General features: G+C 42.0%; 16 protein-coding genes and 1 pseudogene. 11 read left to right on the top strand and 6 right to left on the bottom strand.

Annotated features, from left to right (window positions below; genetic code table 11):
* Nucleotides 1-89 precede the first annotated feature (89 nt).
* Nucleotides 90-1,940, bottom strand: a complete 1,851-nt coding sequence (locus tag FNW02_RS34670) for a chemotaxis protein CheB (RefSeq protein WP_191762044.1) — start codon at nt 1,938-1,940, stop codon at nt 90-92.
* 261 nt (nt 1,941-2,201) lie between these two features.
* Here FNW02_RS34670 and FNW02_RS34665 point away from each other — a divergent pair, with 261 nt between their 5' ends.
* The 3 genes from FNW02_RS34665 (at nt 2,202) to FNW02_RS34655 (ending at nt 5,012) form a co-directional block, all read left to right on the top strand.
* Nucleotides 2,202-2,669, top strand: a complete 468-nt coding sequence (locus FNW02_RS34665) for a rhodanese-like domain-containing protein (RefSeq protein WP_191762043.1) — start codon at nt 2,202-2,204, stop codon at nt 2,667-2,669.
* 274 nt (nt 2,670-2,943) lie between these two features.
* Complete coding sequence (locus FNW02_RS34660) at nt 2,944-4,131, top strand: acyltransferase family protein (RefSeq protein WP_191762042.1); 1,188 nt, start codon at nt 2,944-2,946, stop codon at nt 4,129-4,131.
* A gap of 125 nt (nt 4,132-4,256) precedes the next feature.
* Nucleotides 4,257-5,012: a TIGR04283 family arsenosugar biosynthesis glycosyltransferase gene (locus FNW02_RS34655; protein ID WP_191762041.1), complete on the top strand. Its 756-nt coding sequence runs from the start codon at nt 4,257-4,259 to the stop codon at nt 5,010-5,012.
* Here FNW02_RS34655 and FNW02_RS34650 read toward each other — a convergent pair.
* Nucleotides 4,997-5,698 carry a DUF547 domain-containing protein gene (locus tag FNW02_RS34650; protein WP_191762040.1) on the bottom strand — a complete coding sequence of 234 codons (702 nt, stop codon included), beginning with the start codon at nt 5,696-5,698 and terminating at the stop codon, nt 4,997-4,999. The two genes, FNW02_RS34655 and FNW02_RS34650, sit on opposite strands and share 16 nt — an antisense overlap.
* Nucleotides 5,699-5,830: 132 nt before the next feature.
* On the opposite strand from FNW02_RS34650, the gene FNW02_RS34645 reads away from it, so the two are divergent.
* The 4 genes from FNW02_RS34645 (at nt 5,831) to FNW02_RS34630 (ending at nt 10,762) form a co-directional block, all read left to right on the top strand.
* Entirely contained in the window at nt 5,831-6,025 is a 195-nt protein-coding gene (locus FNW02_RS34645; protein ID WP_225226133.1) for a zeta toxin family protein, read from the top strand.
* 1,167 nt (nt 6,026-7,192) lie between these two features.
* Nucleotides 7,193-8,641, top strand: a complete 1,449-nt coding sequence (locus tag FNW02_RS34640) for a glycoside hydrolase 100 family protein (protein ID WP_191762039.1) — start codon at nt 7,193-7,195, stop codon at nt 8,639-8,641.
* Nucleotides 8,642-8,938: 297 nt separating this feature from the next.
* A complete protein-coding gene (locus FNW02_RS34635; protein WP_191762038.1) occupies nt 8,939-10,282 on the top strand; it encodes a 16S rRNA (cytosine(967)-C(5))-methyltransferase in 1,344 nt (447 codons plus the stop codon).
* Nucleotides 10,283-10,339: 57 nt separating this feature from the next.
* Nucleotides 10,340-10,762, top strand: a complete 423-nt coding sequence (locus tag FNW02_RS34630) for a tellurite resistance TerB family protein (RefSeq protein WP_162394615.1) — start codon at nt 10,340-10,342, stop codon at nt 10,760-10,762.
* 66 nt (nt 10,763-10,828) lie between these two features.
* Here the strand turns inward: FNW02_RS34630 and psb35 are convergent, their stop codons facing one another.
* Nucleotides 10,829-11,056 (bottom strand): photosystem II assembly protein Psb35, encoded by a 228-nt coding sequence (psb35, locus tag FNW02_RS34625; RefSeq protein ID WP_162394614.1) that lies wholly within the window; start codon nt 11,054-11,056, stop codon nt 10,829-10,831.
* Between the two features lie 331 nt (nt 11,057-11,387).
* A complete protein-coding gene (locus tag FNW02_RS34620; protein WP_191762037.1) occupies nt 11,388-13,781 on the bottom strand; it encodes a PBP1A family penicillin-binding protein in 2,394 nt (797 codons plus the stop codon).
* A gap of 265 nt (nt 13,782-14,046) precedes the next feature.
* On the opposite strand from FNW02_RS34620, the gene folK reads away from it, so the two are divergent.
* Both folK and FNW02_RS34610 read left to right on the top strand, forming a co-directional pair.
* Nucleotides 14,047-14,535, top strand: coding sequence for a 2-amino-4-hydroxy-6-hydroxymethyldihydropteridine diphosphokinase (folK, locus tag FNW02_RS34615; protein WP_191762045.1), 489 nt, complete (start codon nt 14,047-14,049; stop codon nt 14,533-14,535).
* Between the two features lie 81 nt (nt 14,536-14,616).
* On the top strand, nt 14,617-15,165 hold the full coding sequence (locus FNW02_RS34610) for an NUDIX hydrolase (RefSeq protein ID WP_191762036.1): 549 nt from the start codon (nt 14,617-14,619) through the stop codon (nt 15,163-15,165).
* A gap of 256 nt (nt 15,166-15,421) precedes the next feature.
* Here FNW02_RS34610 and FNW02_RS34605 read toward each other — a convergent pair whose 3' ends face one another.
* Nucleotides 15,422-16,279: a basic amino acid ABC transporter substrate-binding protein gene (locus FNW02_RS34605; RefSeq protein WP_191762035.1), complete on the bottom strand. Its 858-nt coding sequence runs from the start codon at nt 16,277-16,279 to the stop codon at nt 15,422-15,424.
* Between the two features lie 227 nt (nt 16,280-16,506).
* Between FNW02_RS34605 and FNW02_RS34600 the strand changes: the two genes are divergently transcribed.
* Nucleotides 16,507-17,196, top strand: a complete 690-nt coding sequence (locus FNW02_RS34600; protein ID WP_191762034.1) for a class I SAM-dependent methyltransferase — start codon at nt 16,507-16,509, stop codon at nt 17,194-17,196.
* A 416-nt stretch (nt 17,197-17,612) separates the two neighbouring features.
* Nucleotides 17,613-17,972: a VOC family protein gene (locus FNW02_RS34595; RefSeq protein WP_191762033.1), complete on the top strand. Its 360-nt coding sequence runs from the start codon at nt 17,613-17,615 to the stop codon at nt 17,970-17,972.
* A 43-nt stretch (nt 17,973-18,015) separates the two neighbouring features.
* Here the strand turns inward: FNW02_RS34595 and FNW02_RS34590 are convergent.
* Nucleotides 18,016-18,243, bottom strand: a pseudogene (locus FNW02_RS34590) (3-deoxy-7-phosphoheptulonate synthase); the annotation flags it as partial.
* Nucleotides 18,244-18,368: the final 125 nt, after the last annotated feature.

Below are 18,368 nucleotides of genomic sequence, written 5' to 3'. Positions count from 1 at the left end.
AGTGAACCACGAGTCCGTAAACGCCGCCCAAAAGCTTACCCCTTAATGACCAAACCCCGGCATGAGTTACGCAAGCAATTGCAAACAGCTTAAACCACAAGTGTTTCGGCTTTTCTTAGTGCCATTCGGGTCTGAGCTTGATAAATTGCCGTGCGAAGTGGGATCATCAATCCTTCCCGTGCCATCACCAGCAAGTTTAATTCAGTGCTTCCGGGGGGCAGCTTCAGGTAGAGATCGGTGTCTCCTCGCAGGTGGAGAATGTGCATCTGGTCGTTGATGACGACAGATATCGGCGCGTAGTGATTTGAGAGAAGTTGGTCAACTTCTCGCGCTAAATCAAAATTATTGGCGATATTTTCGGTCACGCGCTGCTGACTATCAACGCTGGCAACAGGGTAAGGATTGGTCGTGAACGAAAACAGGGGGCGAGTCAAGGTCAACTTTCGAGCATAAATTTTGGCTACTTCATCGACTGATGTAAACAAGTCTGAGGAGCTTTTGACGCTTTCTGAAGTCCCCAGCATCAGAAAGCCCGTTAAGTTGAGACTGTAATGAAACAGAGACATAATCCGTGACTGCAACGAATCTGATAAATAAATCAGCACGTTGCGACAGCTAATTAGATCGAGATTCGAGAACGGCGGGTCGCCTCCTAAGTTGTGTCGCGCAAACACACACACTTCACGCACAGGGCTGGTAATTTGATAACTGCCGTTTGCCAAAGCAATAAAGAAGCGGTTACGGCGCTCCGGTGAAACTGCTTCCATCTGGCTTTCTAAGTACAAGCCTGACCTGGCTCTGTTGATTGCCGCTTCGCTGATATCGGTGGCAAAAATCTGAATCGGCGGGACGGTGGCGCGATCGCTAAAAAACTCTAATAAGCAGATGGCGATCGAGTAAACTTCTTCCCCGGTAGAACAGCCTGCCACCCAAATCCGAATCGGCGTATTGGTGGATTTGTTTTGACTAATGGTGGGAAAAACCTGCACCTTCAATTGTTCAAAGGTTTCCGGATCACGAAAGAAACTGGTGACGTGGATCAGAATTTCTTCATACAGCGCTTGAACTTCAGCCGGATGTTCTTGCAAATACTTAGCATAGTCTTCCAGACTTTCGAGCTTATATAACAGCATCCGCCGCTGCATTCTGCGATCCAGCGTCGTGGGTTTGTAGAGGGTGAAGTCAACGCCGCTGGTCGTTCGCAAGAGCGCAAAAATGGTGGTCAAAGCATCACCTGGTTCGGTCAACTCCTGCACCACCTCAAGCGGCTCTGAGTCAAACAGAAAGGGACTGCGACCGAAATTTGTCAGTTCTGCGGCAATGGCTTGAGGCGGTAGCACAAAATCGACATTTCCGGTAGCAACGGCGGTATTTGGCATACTGTCAAATTTTGCCGTGGCTTCACATTGAGCAAAGGTCACACCGCCAGCCACCTTGATGGCTTTCAACCCCAGTGAGCCGTCTCCATCAGTGCCCGATAGCACGACGGCGATCGTTTTGTTGCCTCGATCTGCTGCTAAGGACTCAAAAAAGATATCTCCCGGCAGATATTTGCCGTAGCTTTTCTGACGTGGAGCTAGATGTAGCATTCCATCTACCAGTGTCATTTGGGTGTTGGGCGGAATGACATAAACCTCGTTTGGCTCGACCATCATCCGGTCTTGCACTTGATGCACAGGCATTTTGGTCACTCTGCTCAGAATTTCGCTGAGTAAACTTTCGTGATCGGGGGCTAAATGCTGAATCAGTACAAACGCCATATCCGTATTCGTCGGTAAGTGGCGGATGAGTTCCGTAAATGCCTCTAGCCCACCCGCTGAAGCAGCGATTCCCACAACCGGAAAGGGAGCATCAGTTTTGGTTGGCTGATTTGGGTCAAGCGGCGTTTCAGATGCAATCAAGTCAGATGAATCTTCTGGAGTGGGTGGGATAGAAGTCATAAGATGATAAGCAGATATCGCCTCCTTAAGGTTGGTTCAATACAGTTGGGTTAAGCTCTAAGTCATATTGAGTGTAGAAATCGGCAGCAAAGAACGTCTCAGAAGTAAAAAAATTATCCTTATCCTCTAAACTCTTTCTCCCAAATTAGGAAGAAGGGGGAGCGAAAATTCTGACCTTTAAATAGCGTTAATATTTATTAATACTTACAGCTTAATAATCAGATTTAAATTCCCCTTGAAAACGAGACAGCGTTTTAAAAAGTGCGATCGCTTACATTTAATTTACTTAAATTCTTCATTGGGCTAATCTTCCCAGGTGTTCACCAGATTAAAACCAAAGAATTTGCTCAGTGGCTATTAGACTCCGCACCACAGCCTCTTATACTAGATGCACGGAATCAGGCAGAGTATGAGGTCAGTCACCTGAAAGCAGCGATACATATTGATCCCATTGCCCCTGATTTAGCAGCACTCTCAAAAGTTGCAAAAGACACACCAATTGTTGTGTACTGTTCTATTGGCTATCGTAGCGCCAAATTAGTCCAGCAACTTGATGAGGCGGGTTTCTCTGGCGTTTTCAACTTGAGCGGTGGTATTTTTCAGTGGGCAAATGAAGGAAAACCAATTTTTAAACATGATCAACATCCAACGCATTTTGTACATCCCTATAATCCAATGTGGGGAAAACTCTTGAGGGCTAGCTACCATGCTCAAGAACACCAAAGCTAATTATTTATATCCAACCAGATTATAGAGATGTATAGAATCTATCTTCAGAGGGTGTTTGAAAAGTGTTTCGCTGTGACTTTAGGCACTTTTAGATCCCCCCTAACCCCCCTTAAAAAGGGGGGAACCGGAATCAAAGTCCCCCTTTTTAAGGGGGATTTAGAGGGATCTAGAACTTTTGATACCGACAAGAGGACTTTTCAAACATCCTCTCAGTAATAAGCCTCAACATCAACTTTCAAAGCGGTAATATCTTGTTTAGGCTTACGGTAAATAAATGAACTTAGAAGACGACTTAGATAAAACGGGTAGTCACCTTGAAAGACGTTATGATCTGGATTGGTTGAGGGTACTGGCGGTACTATTGCTAATTTATTTTCACGCCGCAGCAGTTTTTTACCAAGGTGAATTAGGCGAATTTTATATTATAAATGACTTAATCAGTCCTGCTCTTGGATGGTTTATTTTCTTTGTTCATCAGTGGCACATGCCATTGTTTTTCGTAATTGCGGGGTCTGCCACTTGGTTTTCTCTCCAGTGGCGAACACCAATGCAGTATATTAGCGATCGCTTCGGGCGACTATTCATCCCTTTCACATTTGGCACGCTAATACTGGTTCCTTTTCAAGTCTATTACAAACTTCTGAATCATCACCAATACATTGGTTCTTATTTACAGTTCTACCCACAATTTTTTAATGGAATTCGTCCCCAAGGTAATTTTGAATGGGCACACTTGTGGTTTGTGATTTACCTATTTGTGTTGTCTGTTGTTACTCTGCCGATTTTATTATTCTTCAAAAAACAAACAGATAAATATTGGTATTCTACTATTGCAACTTTCATGAAACAGCCAGGAGCTATATTCTTACCTGCTCTACCATTGGCAATGATTGAAGGCGCGTTGCGACCAAAATGGTTTGGTTTCCAAAATCTCTATAATGACTGGGCAAATTTATTGCTTTACCTCCATTACTTTGTTTATGGCTTTCTTCTCTGTTCTGACACGAGATTTAAACAAGTAATTGATCAATATCGAACGCAGATACTATTTATAGCAGTGATTACTATGTCAATTCTCTTTGGAGTACAAGCAAGTAATACTCTTCCTATACGTGGTTACTCTTGGGAATATATTCTCTATCAAATATTGCGAGGCTTCAATTCTTGGTGTTGGGTAATTGCCATACTTGGGCTAGGTCAGCGATATTTAGCATTTAATAACAGCATTCTGCAATATTGTTCCCAAGCTTCTTATCCAGTTTACTTACTGCACCAGACAGTTTTAGTTGCGATCGCTTTTTACGTTGTGCAATGGAATTTGGGCATAGCAGAAAAGTTTTTGATTATTAGTACTGCGTCTGTTGTAATCATAAGTTTTTTATACGATGTATTAATCAAGCGCCTAAACATTGCCCGATTTTTCTTTGGGCTAAAACCCATAGACACTAAGCAAGTAGAATAAAAACAGCAATAAAACTACTTAAGACCAATTTGAGAAGTGATTGTGATAGATACCCCAAAAGCATATCCACCAACTCTTTCGGAATCTAAAATCTAAAATCCAAAATCCAAAATAGTATAAGCTGCATGTCTCAAGTTTCGATTGTCATTCCTACTTTAAATGAAGCAGCCAGCTTGGAGCGTACATTGCGCCTACTAACTTTACTCAATCCGCCTGCTAAAGAGGTGATAGTAGTGGATGGTGGCAGCGAAGATGAGACACTAGCGATCGCAAAGCAAAATTTTGAGTCGTTCAATCAGGTGTTAAATATACAAGTTTTCTCCTGTCAGCAGCATGGACGCTCTATTCAAATGAACCACGGAGCATCAGATGCAACCGGAGATATCCTTTGCTTTCTTCATGCAGATACTTGGGTTCCAGATGATCTCATCGCTGTAATCGAGCAAACCCTAGCAAATCCAACAGTTGCTTGTGGGGGATTTATTTCTCTAATGACAGGATCTCAAACGACTCGTTGGGGCATCTCCATACACAATTATCTCAAAACTTACTACGCACCATTGCTGTTTAAACCTCATCTGTTTTTTAAAGGATTGCGCCTTTTATTTGGAGATCAGGTAATATTTTGCCGTCGAACTGATTTTTGGGATTGTGGTGGATTTGATGAGGCATTACCAATCATGGAAGATGGAGATTTATGCCTCAAATTAGTGAAAAAAGGACGTATTTATCAGGTTAACCGGATCGTTCAAAGTTCTGATCGGCGTGTGGCGAAATGGGGTAATTGGAAAGCTACGGTAATTTATCTGTACATTGGTTTTTTATGGGGTATTGGCGTCTCGACAAACTATCTCAAGCAGTTTTATCAAGATATTCGCTGATTGAGGTTCCAGTCATAGTAGAGATAGGAAATCGACGTTGCAGCGGTTAAGGGCAAATCTTTTTCTAAATAAGAACGAATGTATTCTGGAATGGAGGGCGCAACTTTTAAGAAGTCTTGACGATACCACTTGAATATCTTGCTACAGTAGAGCGTTTTGCTTAGGGAATCGTAACGGACTTTTTCAGGATTATTAATAAAGCGACGAGCATCTTCATTTAACTGCTCAACGACTTGCTCAGGAAAGTAAGCTCCTGCACGCAGTAACGGACAACCAACCGAAGCACAGACAATTGAGAAATGAATTCGTGGCTCTTGCAATTTGTCTCGCAGAATTTGGTTCTCGATTTGAGCTAGACTATAACGCCTGCCAAAAACTTCATAAACCCGACGTTGGAAGAACCACAGGAAACCAAGCCAGTTAGGAACCCCTAGAATTTTTGGACGAATTGATTTGATTGGATATCGTTCCAAAATTGTCGAGATAGTAAACGCGTTGTAAAGATTGACCCACAATGCCAATTCCTCCAAAGGCGTGGAATTCGATTCAAGATGCAACTGCTTTAGACTCGATAACCAATCAGCCAGTACTTGGGGTTGCTCTGTTTTCCAAGCAAGATAGTCTACACGACCCTGTTGATCAACATACTGACGAAGTAACGTATCCCAAAGTTCAAAATCAATCATGATTATGTTTAAACTTGCCATTTCAAGGTGTAATCTATTTTTCTTAGTGCCTTAGTGGTTAAAAAAACTAAGGCGGCAAAGCTTGCTAGAGAGGATCAGATATTCAAATAAACTAGGAAATACAGAGAAGATATGGTGTATCAATGGCAACAAACTCTGGTGAATGCTAAAGCTGATTTTGCATTTGAAACTACATTAGCAGCTCGTAATTTCGCGCGATTCTTGAGAGAATACAAAATGAAAGGTTATATTATCAACTTAATTTACTTTTGGTTACACAGTCCCGACTTAGCCATTGCACGGGTACGCAGACGTGTAGAAAACTGACGCATCTTGCATCTAACCGAATAATCCTGTAAAAAGCAAATAATGTCTTACCCATATCTTTTCAATGTACCTACCAAAGAAAAGAAACACGATATCTGACGACAAGCCCTTCGGGTTCGGGAGTTGGCAAGACGCTTGATGACTCGCTACCGCTGCCCTATCGACGGAAACCGCCTTCTCTACGAGACGCTTCGCGAAGGCCCTCTAGTAGAGAAGGCTGCGACCCCCTCACCGCTCCGCGTCTACGCTTCTACAAAAATATCTACTACATTCCTTCAATGCAGATATTAGTGTAGCAAGTTACAGTTGTTTACATATAAAAGCTGACAAAATTATATTATCCAAAAAAGTAAACAATACCTGGATATATAAACAAGGATTTATACAAGAGGCTGTTGCATTCTGCTTACTTTTAGATTGAGCAATTTTGCTCAATTCTCCTCTATGATCATTACGATTCTTTGAGTCCAATGATTAAGCTTTTGTTATTGTTTGAAAAATTGATTATTTCCGCTTTTTTGAGGCTTCAGCTGCTTTCTATAACGTGATATAAAGCTATAAGTTGTTATTACTCCTGTGTACTTTACCTTTTTTGATTTTACTTGCCTAAGCTCTCCATTGAATAGAACAGTGAGGTAGAATATATAGCCCTTCAGAAGTATTGACATCTTAAATAATTCAAGCTCTCTTATTGCATATTCTGAAAAAAAGTTATAAATTATTAAGTTATAGGGGAAGAATTTAACTTCTAGTCTCAAAAACTAAATCCGCTTAAGTAAGTATACTGAGCATAGTTTAAACTTCACGGGAAACTTAAACAGTGCCGGAGATATGTTTTTGTTTAATCAAGCAAAGATGCCGGACATGAAAACAAAACAAGAAATAGTCTAAAAATTTATCTTGCATGACTGTTTTTAGTAATCATGTTATTGCTTGGTTGAATAACAACGGCTGTAATTCACCAAGAGGATAGCTGATTAAAAGCAAACAAACAGTAAATTAAACTGCATAAAAATAAGCAGCTTTAGCTGTTGTTGCTGGACTAACTTTTGACATAATTATGTTTGCTATTCAAAAAATCATCTTGGTAATTGTGAGAGTAGCAAAAATAATAAAGTAAGAGCACATCTACTACAAGTTCACAACCCAAATGGAGTTATTCTGGCGATGCAACTAAACGAAATAGAAACAACTAAAAATATAGAATTAGAAGCGTGGGAAGCATTAGAAAAGTCAATTCTTTACTATCAGGGACGCCCTGTAGGAACGGTAGCTGCCTATGATGCATCTGTAGAAGCACTCAATTATGACCAGTGCTTTATTCGAGATTTTGTCTCTTCAGCCCTAATTTTTTTGATTAAAGGCAGAACAGATATTGTTCGCAATTTTCTAGAAGAAACCCTAAAGTTACAGCCGAAAGAAAGGGCATTAGATGCGTACAAGCCTGGACGAGGGTTAATACCAGCTAGCTTTAAAGTTGTATCAGATAATGGGCAAGAATATTTAGAAGCAGACTTTGGTGAACATGCGATCGCCAGAGTTACACCAGTTGATTCCTGTCTATGGTGGATTATTTTATTACGCGCTTATGTAGTTGCTACAAAAGATTTTTCTCTAGCTTATCAACCAGAATTTCAAAACGGTATCAAGCTAATCATGGAAATCTGCTTGGCAAATCGTTTTGATATGTATCCAACACTGTTGGTTCCAGATGGGGCTTGTATGATTGACCGTCGTATGGGAATCTATGGGCATCCTCTAGAAATTCAAGTTTTATTTTACACAGCATTAAGAGCATCTCGTGAGCTACTAATTTGTCAAGGCAACCACGATATTGTTGCAGCTATTGATAACCGCTTACCTCTTTTATGTGCTCATATTCGCCAGCATTATTGGATAGATATTAATCGTCTCAATGCAATTTATCGCTTCAAAAGTGAAGAATATGGTAAAGCTGCTGTTAATTTATTCAATATATATGTAGACTCAGTTCCCTATTATGAATTAGATAAGTGGCTGCCAAAAAAAGGTGGTTATCTAGCTGGTAATGTTGGCCCATCACAGCTAGATACTCGTTTCTTTTCACTAGGAAACTTGATGGCGATCATTTCAGACTTAGCCACTGAAGAACAGTCGCAAGGGATTATGACCCTCATTGAAGATCGATGGGATGACCTAGTGGGAGATATGCCAATGAAAATCTGTTTCCCAGCTTTAGAACATGAAGAGTACAGAATTGTGACTGGATGCGACCCCAAAAATATACCTTGGTCGTATCATAATGCTGGTAGTTGGCCAGTTTTAATGTGGATGTTGGCAGCAGCGTCCGTGAAAACCAACAAAACAAGTATAGCAAGAAAGGCTATTGAAATTGCCCAAGCACGGCTGAGTGAAGATGAATGGCCAGAGTATTACGATGGTAAGAAGGGGCGACTAATTGGCAAACAAGCCAGGAAATATCAAACTTGGACAATTACTGGGTTTTTATTGGCAAAAGAACTGATGGCAAATCCCAGTTATTTACCACTGGTTAGTTTTGATAAATTACCTCCAGAAGTAGTATCTAGAGCGTGTGAGTTTGAAATTGCTAGTGTAGACCCATATATGTCTCGATAGGGTCGTTTTATTAGGATTAATATGTTTAATTTTTAGCCCTCTGTAACTACAAGAGGGCTTTTGCTATTGTCAAAATGTAATATAATACCGATTCAATTAATGATTGCAACAAATCCTTTGGTAGAGACGTTGCATTGCAACGTCTCTATAATGGTCTATCTGTCGCATTATTTTTTTTAATTGGTATAAATTCTTCTAAAAATTCCAAATTTCCATATCCCCAAAAAAAGATAGCTCAAATCTAACACCTTAAATCAGTCATCAGTCATCAGTTATCAAGCTAGGTATAATATTTCCATGACAAATACCCGTCAACTAGCTTTTATCGCCTTGCGAGACGTTCACAAGGGGGCTTATGCTGATGTTGCCTTAGACAGAGTGCTGCAAAAAGCTAATTTGCAAGATAGCGATCGCCGTCTGATGACAGAATTAGTTTATGGCACTGTCAGGAGGCAACGCACCCTTGATACCCTAATCGACCAAATCGCTAATAAGAAATCTCATCAACAACCTCCAGACCTCCGCACTATCTTACATCTAGGCTTATATCAATTGCGCTATCAAGAGCGTATTCCCGCTTCTGCTGCTGTAAATACTACTGTCCAACTAGCTAAAGAAAACCGCTTTTCTGGACTTGCAGGTTTTGTGAATGGTCTATTGCGACAATATATCCGTCTTGTAGAACACAGGGGAGGAGATCCTCTAGAACTTCTAGAAAACCCCGTGGAACGCTTAGGTATTTTCCACAGCTTTCCTGACTGGATTATTCAAGTATGGTTTGAACAACTAGGTTTCACCCAGACAGAACAACTGTGTGAATGGATGAACCAATCACCAGCTATTGACCTGCGAATCAACCCGCTTCGCACTTCAATCGCGGAAGTTGAGGCGGCGTTGCAATCTGTTGGTGTTTTAGTACGGCGATCCAATTTACCCCAAGCGTTAAGATTAATTGGTAGTGCTGGCCCAATTCAAAAACTACCTGGCTTTAGCGAGGGTTGGTGGACTGTGCAAGATAGTAGTGCTCAACTAGTGAGCCATTTGCTCGATCCGCAACCAGGTGAAATAGTAATTGATGCTTGTGCTGCACCGGGGGGTAAGACAACTCATATAGCTGAGTTAATGGCAGATAAAGGGCAGATTTGGGCTTGCGATCGCACTCTTTCTCGGCTTCGCAAACTCCAAGAAAATTCTCAACGGCTAAATTTGCAATCTATACAAGTTTGCACTGGTGACAGCCGCTACTTCACTCAGTTTCAGAACATCGCAGACCGCGTATTACTTGATGCTCCATGCTCTGGTTTGGGAACCCTGCACCGTCATGCTGATGCTCGTTGGCGACAGACGCCAAAATCTGTCCAGGAACTTTCGATGCTTCAGAAAGAACTTTTGTCACATACATCGACTTTTGTCAAACATGGTGGTGTACTTGTTTATGCTACCTGTACACTGCATCCAGCAGAAAACGAAGAAGTGATTTCAGCATTTTTAGCTGAGTCACCTGGTTGGCAAATTGATCCCAACGTTGATTTGCTTTACGCCTACACCACACCTCAAGGCTGGTTTAAAGTCTGGCCTCAGCAACAGGACATGGATGGCTTTTTTATGGTGCGCTTAAGAAAAACCAATAATTACGAGTGAATACTGCTTGGGATTGTACTATTTGATTGAGCCCCGAATCTACCAGAGGAGGCAGCAATGGTTACTCAGTCTAATGTGAAAAACTTAGTTAAAATCCTGATAGGAGCGGCTTGGATTGATGGCAGAATCCAACCAGAAGAACGACAATATCTGCGCGAAATAGCTCAAGCAAAAGGTTTGGCTACCGATCCAGAAATTAAGCCTTGGCTATACGAATTAGTTCCGGTACAGCCACAAGAGTGCTATGACTGGGTAACGGAGTACCTAGGCGATCGCCCCAGCCTTGAAGATTGTGAAAACTTAATTGAAGCCATCAGTGGCTTAATTTACAGCGATGGAGAAGTGGCAACAGAAGAAGCAAGACTTCTGACGAAATTACAGGATTTAGCGAAGGCGAATGAGTCAACTCAACCGGCTTATACAGTGCTTCTCAAACAAATTCAAAAACTTTACCGTCGCTGGGTTGAAGTTCAAAATTAGCCATACTTAAAAGGTCAAAAGTCTAAAGTTTTGACTCTTGACCATTGATTGTTAACTTTTGACTGCTTATGACTTCGGTTCTCCCAGACCCGGAGTTTCTTCTTTTTCAACTTTAGGTACAAAATCAGGACGCTCTTTGCTTTCCCAACCTGCGGGGCGTTTTGAGTTGTACCAAGCAATTGAACCAATGGTTACAGCAGCAATAAAACCAACTACATACACCAAGGTGAAAGCATAGGGAAAATGTGGGGCATTGGCGGCAGCATCCGCTGCTGTTTGCATAAATAAATGCATGAGTATATTCTCCTGCGTTAGATAACACTTGTTAAGACACTATAAAACGAGAGTATCACTTAACATCCCCCTCAAGTTTGAGCAAATAGGTAGATATTGCATGAATCTAGAGGAGGGGAAGCGTGGGGAGACAAGAAGAGGAGTATTTAAAATTACTTTTCACTAAAACAGTGCTAAGTGCTGACTCAATATGGTTCGGATAAGCAGGGGAGGCAGGGGAGGAAAGAGTTGATTGACAATTATTTCTTCCCCCTGCTTCTGTTCTACCCCTGCCCCCCTACTTGCCTCAACGAAGAAATTCCTTAACCGAACGGTATTGCCTCCACTCCCCTCATTGTTGAGGAGGTCTAAGTCTATCCCGCCAAGAAGACTGTTGCGAGCCTGTATTATCCGGGGATAATGACCGCCGAGTTCTTCGAGGTGGCGAAGAATCTGATTCTACTCGTCTAGATCGTCGCCGTGAGCGAGAGGGTTCTGAAGTAGAGTTGCTAGAACTTGTCTCTTCAGTGCGATCGCGACGCCGTCTCCGTCTTGGGGTATTATCATCTGATTGTTGCGCTTCTTGTGAATACCTCCTCCTGCTTCTTCGCCTCCTAGATGAGCCGCTATCGTCAGAGCTGACTTTTTCGGATTCATCAGAGGAAAGAGGGCGATTAAGGACTCGTCCGGGCTTAATCCGCTGCGCTTTGATAGTGCCTTTGCGGCCTTCTAACTTGGGTCGTTCGGGAAACTTTTCTACTGGCATCCCCTCTACCGCTTTTTCCATAAACTCGTGCCAGGTGTAAGCAGCACTACCACTGCTGCCATAGGTGGGGCGGTTGTCATCGTTACCTAGCCAAACCCCTGTTACCAGTTGGGGAATGTAGCCAATAAACCACAAATCACGGGCTTCATCAGAAGTACCTGTCTTCCCAGCAACGGCTCTATCATTTAATTGAGCAGCACCACCAGTACCAGCTTGTACAACGTTGCGTAGCATCCAGGTTGTGATGGCGGCACTATCAGCATCAAGGGCGCGTTTGGACTTAAAATCAGATGACCAGATTACCTTACCCTGGCGGTTGAGGATACGGCGAATACCATGAACTTCTGTGTGTAATCCTTGAGTGGCAAAACTGCCGTAAGCGCTGGTTAACTCTAGCAGATTCACTTCATTCGAGCCGAGAGCTAATGAGTAGGTGGGCTTAAGTTCAGATTTAATCCCCATATCACGGGCGAGTTTAATGGTTGGTTCAAATCCGACATCAATCAACACCTTTACCGCAATTATATTGACGGAACGGGTGAGGGCATCCCGCATACTCATCCAGCCCCGGAAGGTTTCACCGTAATTTTTTGGTTCGTAGTCATCTACTACATAGGGTGCATCTAGATAACTGTCATAGGGGTTTTTGCCTGTTGCGATCGCTGTAGCATATACAAACCCTTTGAATGTTGATCCTGGTTGACGTTGTGCCTGAGTAACTCGATTAAACTGATTTTTACCAAAGTCTTTTCCCCCAACCATTGCCCGAATTTCACCGTTACGGGGGTCAATGGCTACCATTGCACCTTGTTTAAAGTTCTCCCAACGACCCTGATTTCGTAGAGTTTTGGCGACTGCTTCTTCTGCTACCTTCTGCCAATCTTGGTTCAAAGTAGTTTCTACTACTAAACCTCCACCTGCGAGGACATCGGCAGAAACGTACTTCGGCAATTCTTTCTGAATGTAGCTGGTAAAGTAGGGTGATTCTACTTGCAGCCGCTTGGGCATACTGCTTTTTAAGGTGAGTGGTTCTTGAGCAGCTGCTTGTCTTTGAGCTACTGTAATCACTCCATCTTCCTGCATCCGCTGCAATACTAGATTTCGCCGCTGTTTGGCAGCTTCAGGATTTTTGTCTGGGGAGTATGAGCTGGGAGCGGGAGCTAATCCGGCAATGGTTGCCATTTCTGCTAGGGAAAGTTGGTCTGGCGATTTACTGAAGTACACCCATGCTGCATCTGCCACACCGTAAGCTCCACCTCCCAAATAAACTAGATTCAGATAACGCTCTAGAATCTGGTCTTTGGTTAATTCTTGCTCCATTTTTTGTGCCAGACGGACTTCTTTGAGTTTGCGCCAGATTGTCCGCTCTTGTTTGAGGAAGAGAATTCGTGCTAGCTGTTGGGTGATGGTGCTACCACCTTCTACTACATTTTGCGATCGCAAATTATTTAAAACCGCTCTGACAATCCCTTGAGGGTCAACTCCATTGTGTTGCTGGAATCTTCTGTCTTCTGAGGCAATGAAGGCTTTTTCCAGGTTATCTGGTATTTGCTTCAGCGTTAACTGTTCTCTGGTCGCTTCGCCTTGTTGTTGTAATATAGTGCCATTGGCTGCTTTGATAGTCAGTGTTTGCTCTCGAATTACGGCGTTCAGTTCAGCTTTATCTGGTAAAGTCCGATCTATTGAACTAATACCGTAGATCAAAGCAACTACCCCACCACCTACACCCAAGCCTGCCCAAAACCAAATGCGACGATAAAGCGGTTTATCGCCCACTGCCAGTCTATCTTTTATCCCAGATGATAAGCTTTTCATTTGGCTGAGTAACTGCCTCGCCTGCACCAGATGTGTTGGTGGTAAGCTCTCATTTGCGGATTCCTCATTTTTATGATGATTATCAGGCAGCAATCGCGGTTGCTCCTGGTCAGAGTGACTCAAATTAGCTGGTCTGCGCTTGAACCAGGAGGTAAGCTTGGCCACGTCAGTTTCTCCCCTCAAAGTAGCTAAGACCTAACCACCATCAGAGAAGTATGGGGTTAGCGTACTACGTTTGTGTTAGTATACTATCCTATAAATAAGGAACTAAATTCACTATAAAAATAATGTTTTTTAGATTTAGTAAAATTATTTTTGTAAATAAAAATACCAATTTTAATAATTGTTCGGAATATCAAAACCTTGAAAGTTTTTGTAATATGTCGGGGCAAGTGTCCGCAAAGAAATCCTGAAAGTGGGATCTAAGGTAATGCGATCGCGAAGTGCATTCGCTCTCGGTAGCAATATGGGCGAATCTCAGGCAACCTTAGAAGCAGCTATAGAGACTTTAGCTCAAACACCAGGTATTTTCTTAGAAGCTAGATCCCATTGGTATAGAACCAAAGCCGTCGGCCCACCACAGCCAGATTACTTGAACGGCTGTGCCATCTTACAAGTTGAGATTTCGCCCCAGCAGTTGCTAGAAACTTTGTTAGGGATTGAGCAAAGATTTGGACGTGTTCGTCAAGAACGTTGGGGGCCGCGAACCCTGGATTTAGATTTGTTATTGTATGATGACTTAATTTTGCAGACACCAAACCTCCAGATTCCTCATCCTCGAATGCGGGAGCGAGCTTTTGTGTTAGTACCACTAGCAGAAATTGCCCCCGATTGGGTAGAACCAGTTTCGGGGTGTGTAATTAAAGAACTGCTGAAGCAGGTAGACTGTTCTGATGTACATTTATTGATGGGCAATTAAAATTACCAGCCTTAAAAGTAGAGAGAAGTCTGAACAGCGGAAGCCGTCACTCATCACTCCTAAAGATAATCAGATTTTACTATGCCATTAGGTAGAGAATTACCACAGTTGCTCAAGCAACGCTTGTTCTATAAAGGACGCAAGTTTGATTTTGAAGTCAATCGCTTGCGTTTACCCAATAAAGCAGAAGGGGAATGGGAGTGTATTCGTCACCCCGGTGGCGCTCTAGCCGTACCTGTGACGCCAGAGGGTAAACTTGTACTGGTGCGCCAGTATCGTTTTGCAATTCAGGGAAGGCTATTAGAGTTTCCTGCTGGTACTTTAGAAACTAATGAAGATCCTCTAGAAACGATACAGCGGGAAATCCAGGAAGAAACTGGTTATAGTGCTCAAAAATGGCGCAAACTAGGAGAGTTTTTCCTGGCTCCTGGTTATTCTGATGAGATTATCTATGCTTTTCTCGCTCAAGATTTGGAAAAGCTGGAGACACCGCCAGACCAAGATGGAGACGAGGATATCGAAACTGTATTTTTAACTCCTGAAGAGTTAGAAAAAGCAATTCTTGAGGGTGAGCCAGTAGATGCTAAATCAATTTCTAGCTTTTTTCTAGCGCGTCCATTTTTAGTGTGATGGTAATAGGTTGTTAGAGCTAGCGTTTAATTCTAGCTTTTTTAAGATGGGTAAAAATCCTCGAAAAATTTACCATTTTTTGGGCTTTTCGCTGTGTATTAGTGGTTAAAAAATTAACTTTTGAACCACCTCCAGGTGACGCTTCTAACGTAGCTCTAAGCGTTGGCGCAGCCTCTCGTAGAGAAGGCTTTACGCTACGCTAACACCAGTCGCCTAGGTTGGGAAACCCGCCGGAGAGCGCTGGTTCACTAAGCCACTAATACACAAAGAAGAATACATTAAATCTTGAAAAGGCTACTCTTGACCCTTGACTCCTATCTAAAGAATCTGGTAGTTGCGGAGGTTCGGCATTAAACCATTTTTGATAAATTTGCTTGTAAGTGCCATTAGACAATAGAGTAGCTATACCTTTGTTAATTGCATCTAGATGAGGTGAGTTTTTTGGTGTAGCAATGCCGTAGTATTCTTCTGTGAGCAGATTCTCTACAACTTTGATGCCTTTGAGCTTACCATTTTTAATTGCATACAAAGTAGCAAAAGCATCGCTAACTACAGCATCGACATGACCATTGAGCAAGTCCTGAAAAAAATCTGGCCCAGAATTGAACGTACTAATTTTGGCATTGGGGATAGTTTTAGCAAAATCTGCCCCAGTTGAACCAATCTGTACAGCAATTTTTTTGCCTTTGAGACTGTTGAAGTCTTTAATATCTTGGTTATCTTGGCGAACAGCGATCGCCAGTCCGGCTTTAAAATAAGGTCGTGAAAAAGAAATTGTCTTGAGGCGTTGAGCGGTAATTGTGATTCCGCTGATTGCTGCATCGACTCTGTGAGCTTGCAGACTTGATATCATACCATCAAAAGGCAGGCTTTCAAACTCAACAGCAAACTTTGCTACTTTAGCGATCGCATTCATCAGGTCAATATCAAAACCTTCTAGATTACCGTTAATCGTTTGGCTCTCAAAAGGGACAAAGGTAGGATCTGTAGCCACCTTTAGAAGCTTAACATTTGGGTTTATATTCAGATGCGAACTGTTACAAGCAATAATCAGTAACAAACAGCCTAAGCTCAGAATTAACTGTCGCCACTTGAAGTTAATCAATTCTGCCATAGTCTTGATTGTTTGAGTTTCTTTAACTACTCTCCAAATTATGGCTCAAAGCACAGAGGGCATTTTAGCAGTTTTAGCTACTCTCAAGTTTTGGGTATGAAATAGCAAGGAAAAACCTAAATATCTAGCAATAAGAATACTCTTAGTCACTAAAACTGCATACCGCAAGTCCATGTGTTAAAAGTTATAGCTACACCAAATCTAAATTCAATCAGACAAGATACAGAATGACGGATGAAATTCTTCAACAACAAATTGAGTATTATCGCGCTAGAGCAAATGAATATGATCAGTGGTTCTATAGGATAGGACGCTACGATCGCGGCGAAGAAACTAACCAACGCTGGTTTAACGAAGTAGCCATTGTTAAAAGTGCATTATATCAAGTTGGAGCAGTAGATGATATTTTAGAGTTAGCCAGTGGTACAGGTATCTGGACACAAGAACTTTTAAACATCGGCAAGAAAATTACTGCGATCGATGCTTCTGAAGAAGTGCTTGCGATTAATCGTTCTAAGTTAGCTTCACCGAGTGTTAAATATTACTTATTTGATTTATTTAAATGGCAGCCTGACACCGAATATGATTTGGTGTTCTTTGCCTTTTGGCTTTCTCATGTGCCGCCACAATTACTCGATTCATTTTTGACGAAAGTTTATCAATCTGTTCGCGTTGGTGGACAAGTGTTTATTATTGACTCTCGTTTTGAACCTACATCCACGGCTAAGAATCATATTCTTGAGGATGATGGGAATATATATAAAAGCCGCAAGTTAAATAATGGTCAAGAATTCCAGATTGTCAAGATTTTTTATCAGCCTGATGAACTGCAAGAGAAGCTAAAGAAAGTTGGTTTTCAGGCTGACACAAAGGTTACAGATAACTATTTTATTTACGTACATGGAAAGAAGATTTAGGCAGACTAAATTAGGCGGATCTTAGTCAAGCTATTTTTTATAACACCCTGCTCAATCTAGGTACTGATACTTGAGTATGTATATATATTAGTTAGAGCTATACAGATGACTGATGTAGAGCTAAAGGTGTAGAAAGGAAATGCATTTTAAGTAAACAGTAAACATAATTGGGTTTGGGGGAAACCACTAGGAAGGCGAGTACTGATAACTGAAAACTAATAACCCAAAGCCGATTAGTGGCAGACGCTATCTGGCGGGTTTAAATTCCCCAACTGTTTACTGTTTACTGTTCACTGTTTACTGATTTAAGCCCTTTTTCAAATTGAAGATCGGCGATTTCATGATCAACCTTAGTTTAGTATGATTGCCAATTAAGTACCTTGAAATACAATAGCTGTCTAAATAGACAGGTTGCAATGCAAATTCTTAAAGTCCTCACCAGAGTTTATCTCAATCCAACAGACTTGGATGATGCGATCGCTTTCTACGAAAACCTCTTTACAGAAACATGCTGGTTGTGGTCTGAATATTCCGAGACTGGGTTGGAACTCGCGGGTGTGGGTTCTATTCTTTTAATTGCTGGTTCGGCTGAGGCACTCTCTCCATTCAAGAGTACACAGGCAACATTTCTCGTTGACTCACTCAATGACTTTAGGGAAGCACTTACTGAGCAAGGTGCGGTAATTCTCGCAGAACCGAATCAAGTCCCTACTGGGGCCAATATGCGAGCAATGCATCCTGATGGAACAATTATTGAATATGTAGAGTTTGGTTAACAACAAGATTCCCGACTTCTGCAAGAAGTCGGGAATTTGACAATTAGACAGATGTTACCAAAGCAGGTTGCTCCCAACGTCCAACGACTTTGCTAATTATGGACATTTCCTGTACCAAGCGGTCAAATTTATCAGGAGTTAAGGATTGAGGCCCGTCAGATAGTGCTCTAGCTGGATTGGGGTGAACCTCAATCATTAGAGCATCTGTACCAGCAGCGATCGCAGCCATAGCCATAGGTGCAACATATTCAGATCTACCTGTACCATGACTCAATACTCCGGACAATTTTGAGTTGAGGGAATAGACAAGAAAACTATCGAACCATTAAGGTGCTGATTAGAACAAACAAGCACCGACTCGATAGCCATATGGAAATTGTACAAAGCTTACTGACC

Origin of the sequence: Komarekiella delphini-convector SJRDD-AB1 (assembly GCF_014831675.1) — a bacterium.
GTDB lineage: Bacteria > Cyanobacteriota > Cyanobacteriia > Cyanobacteriales > Nostocaceae > Komarekiella.
Note: the sequence above shows the minus strand (reverse complement) of the source record. Positions and strands in the feature narration are given on the sequence as shown.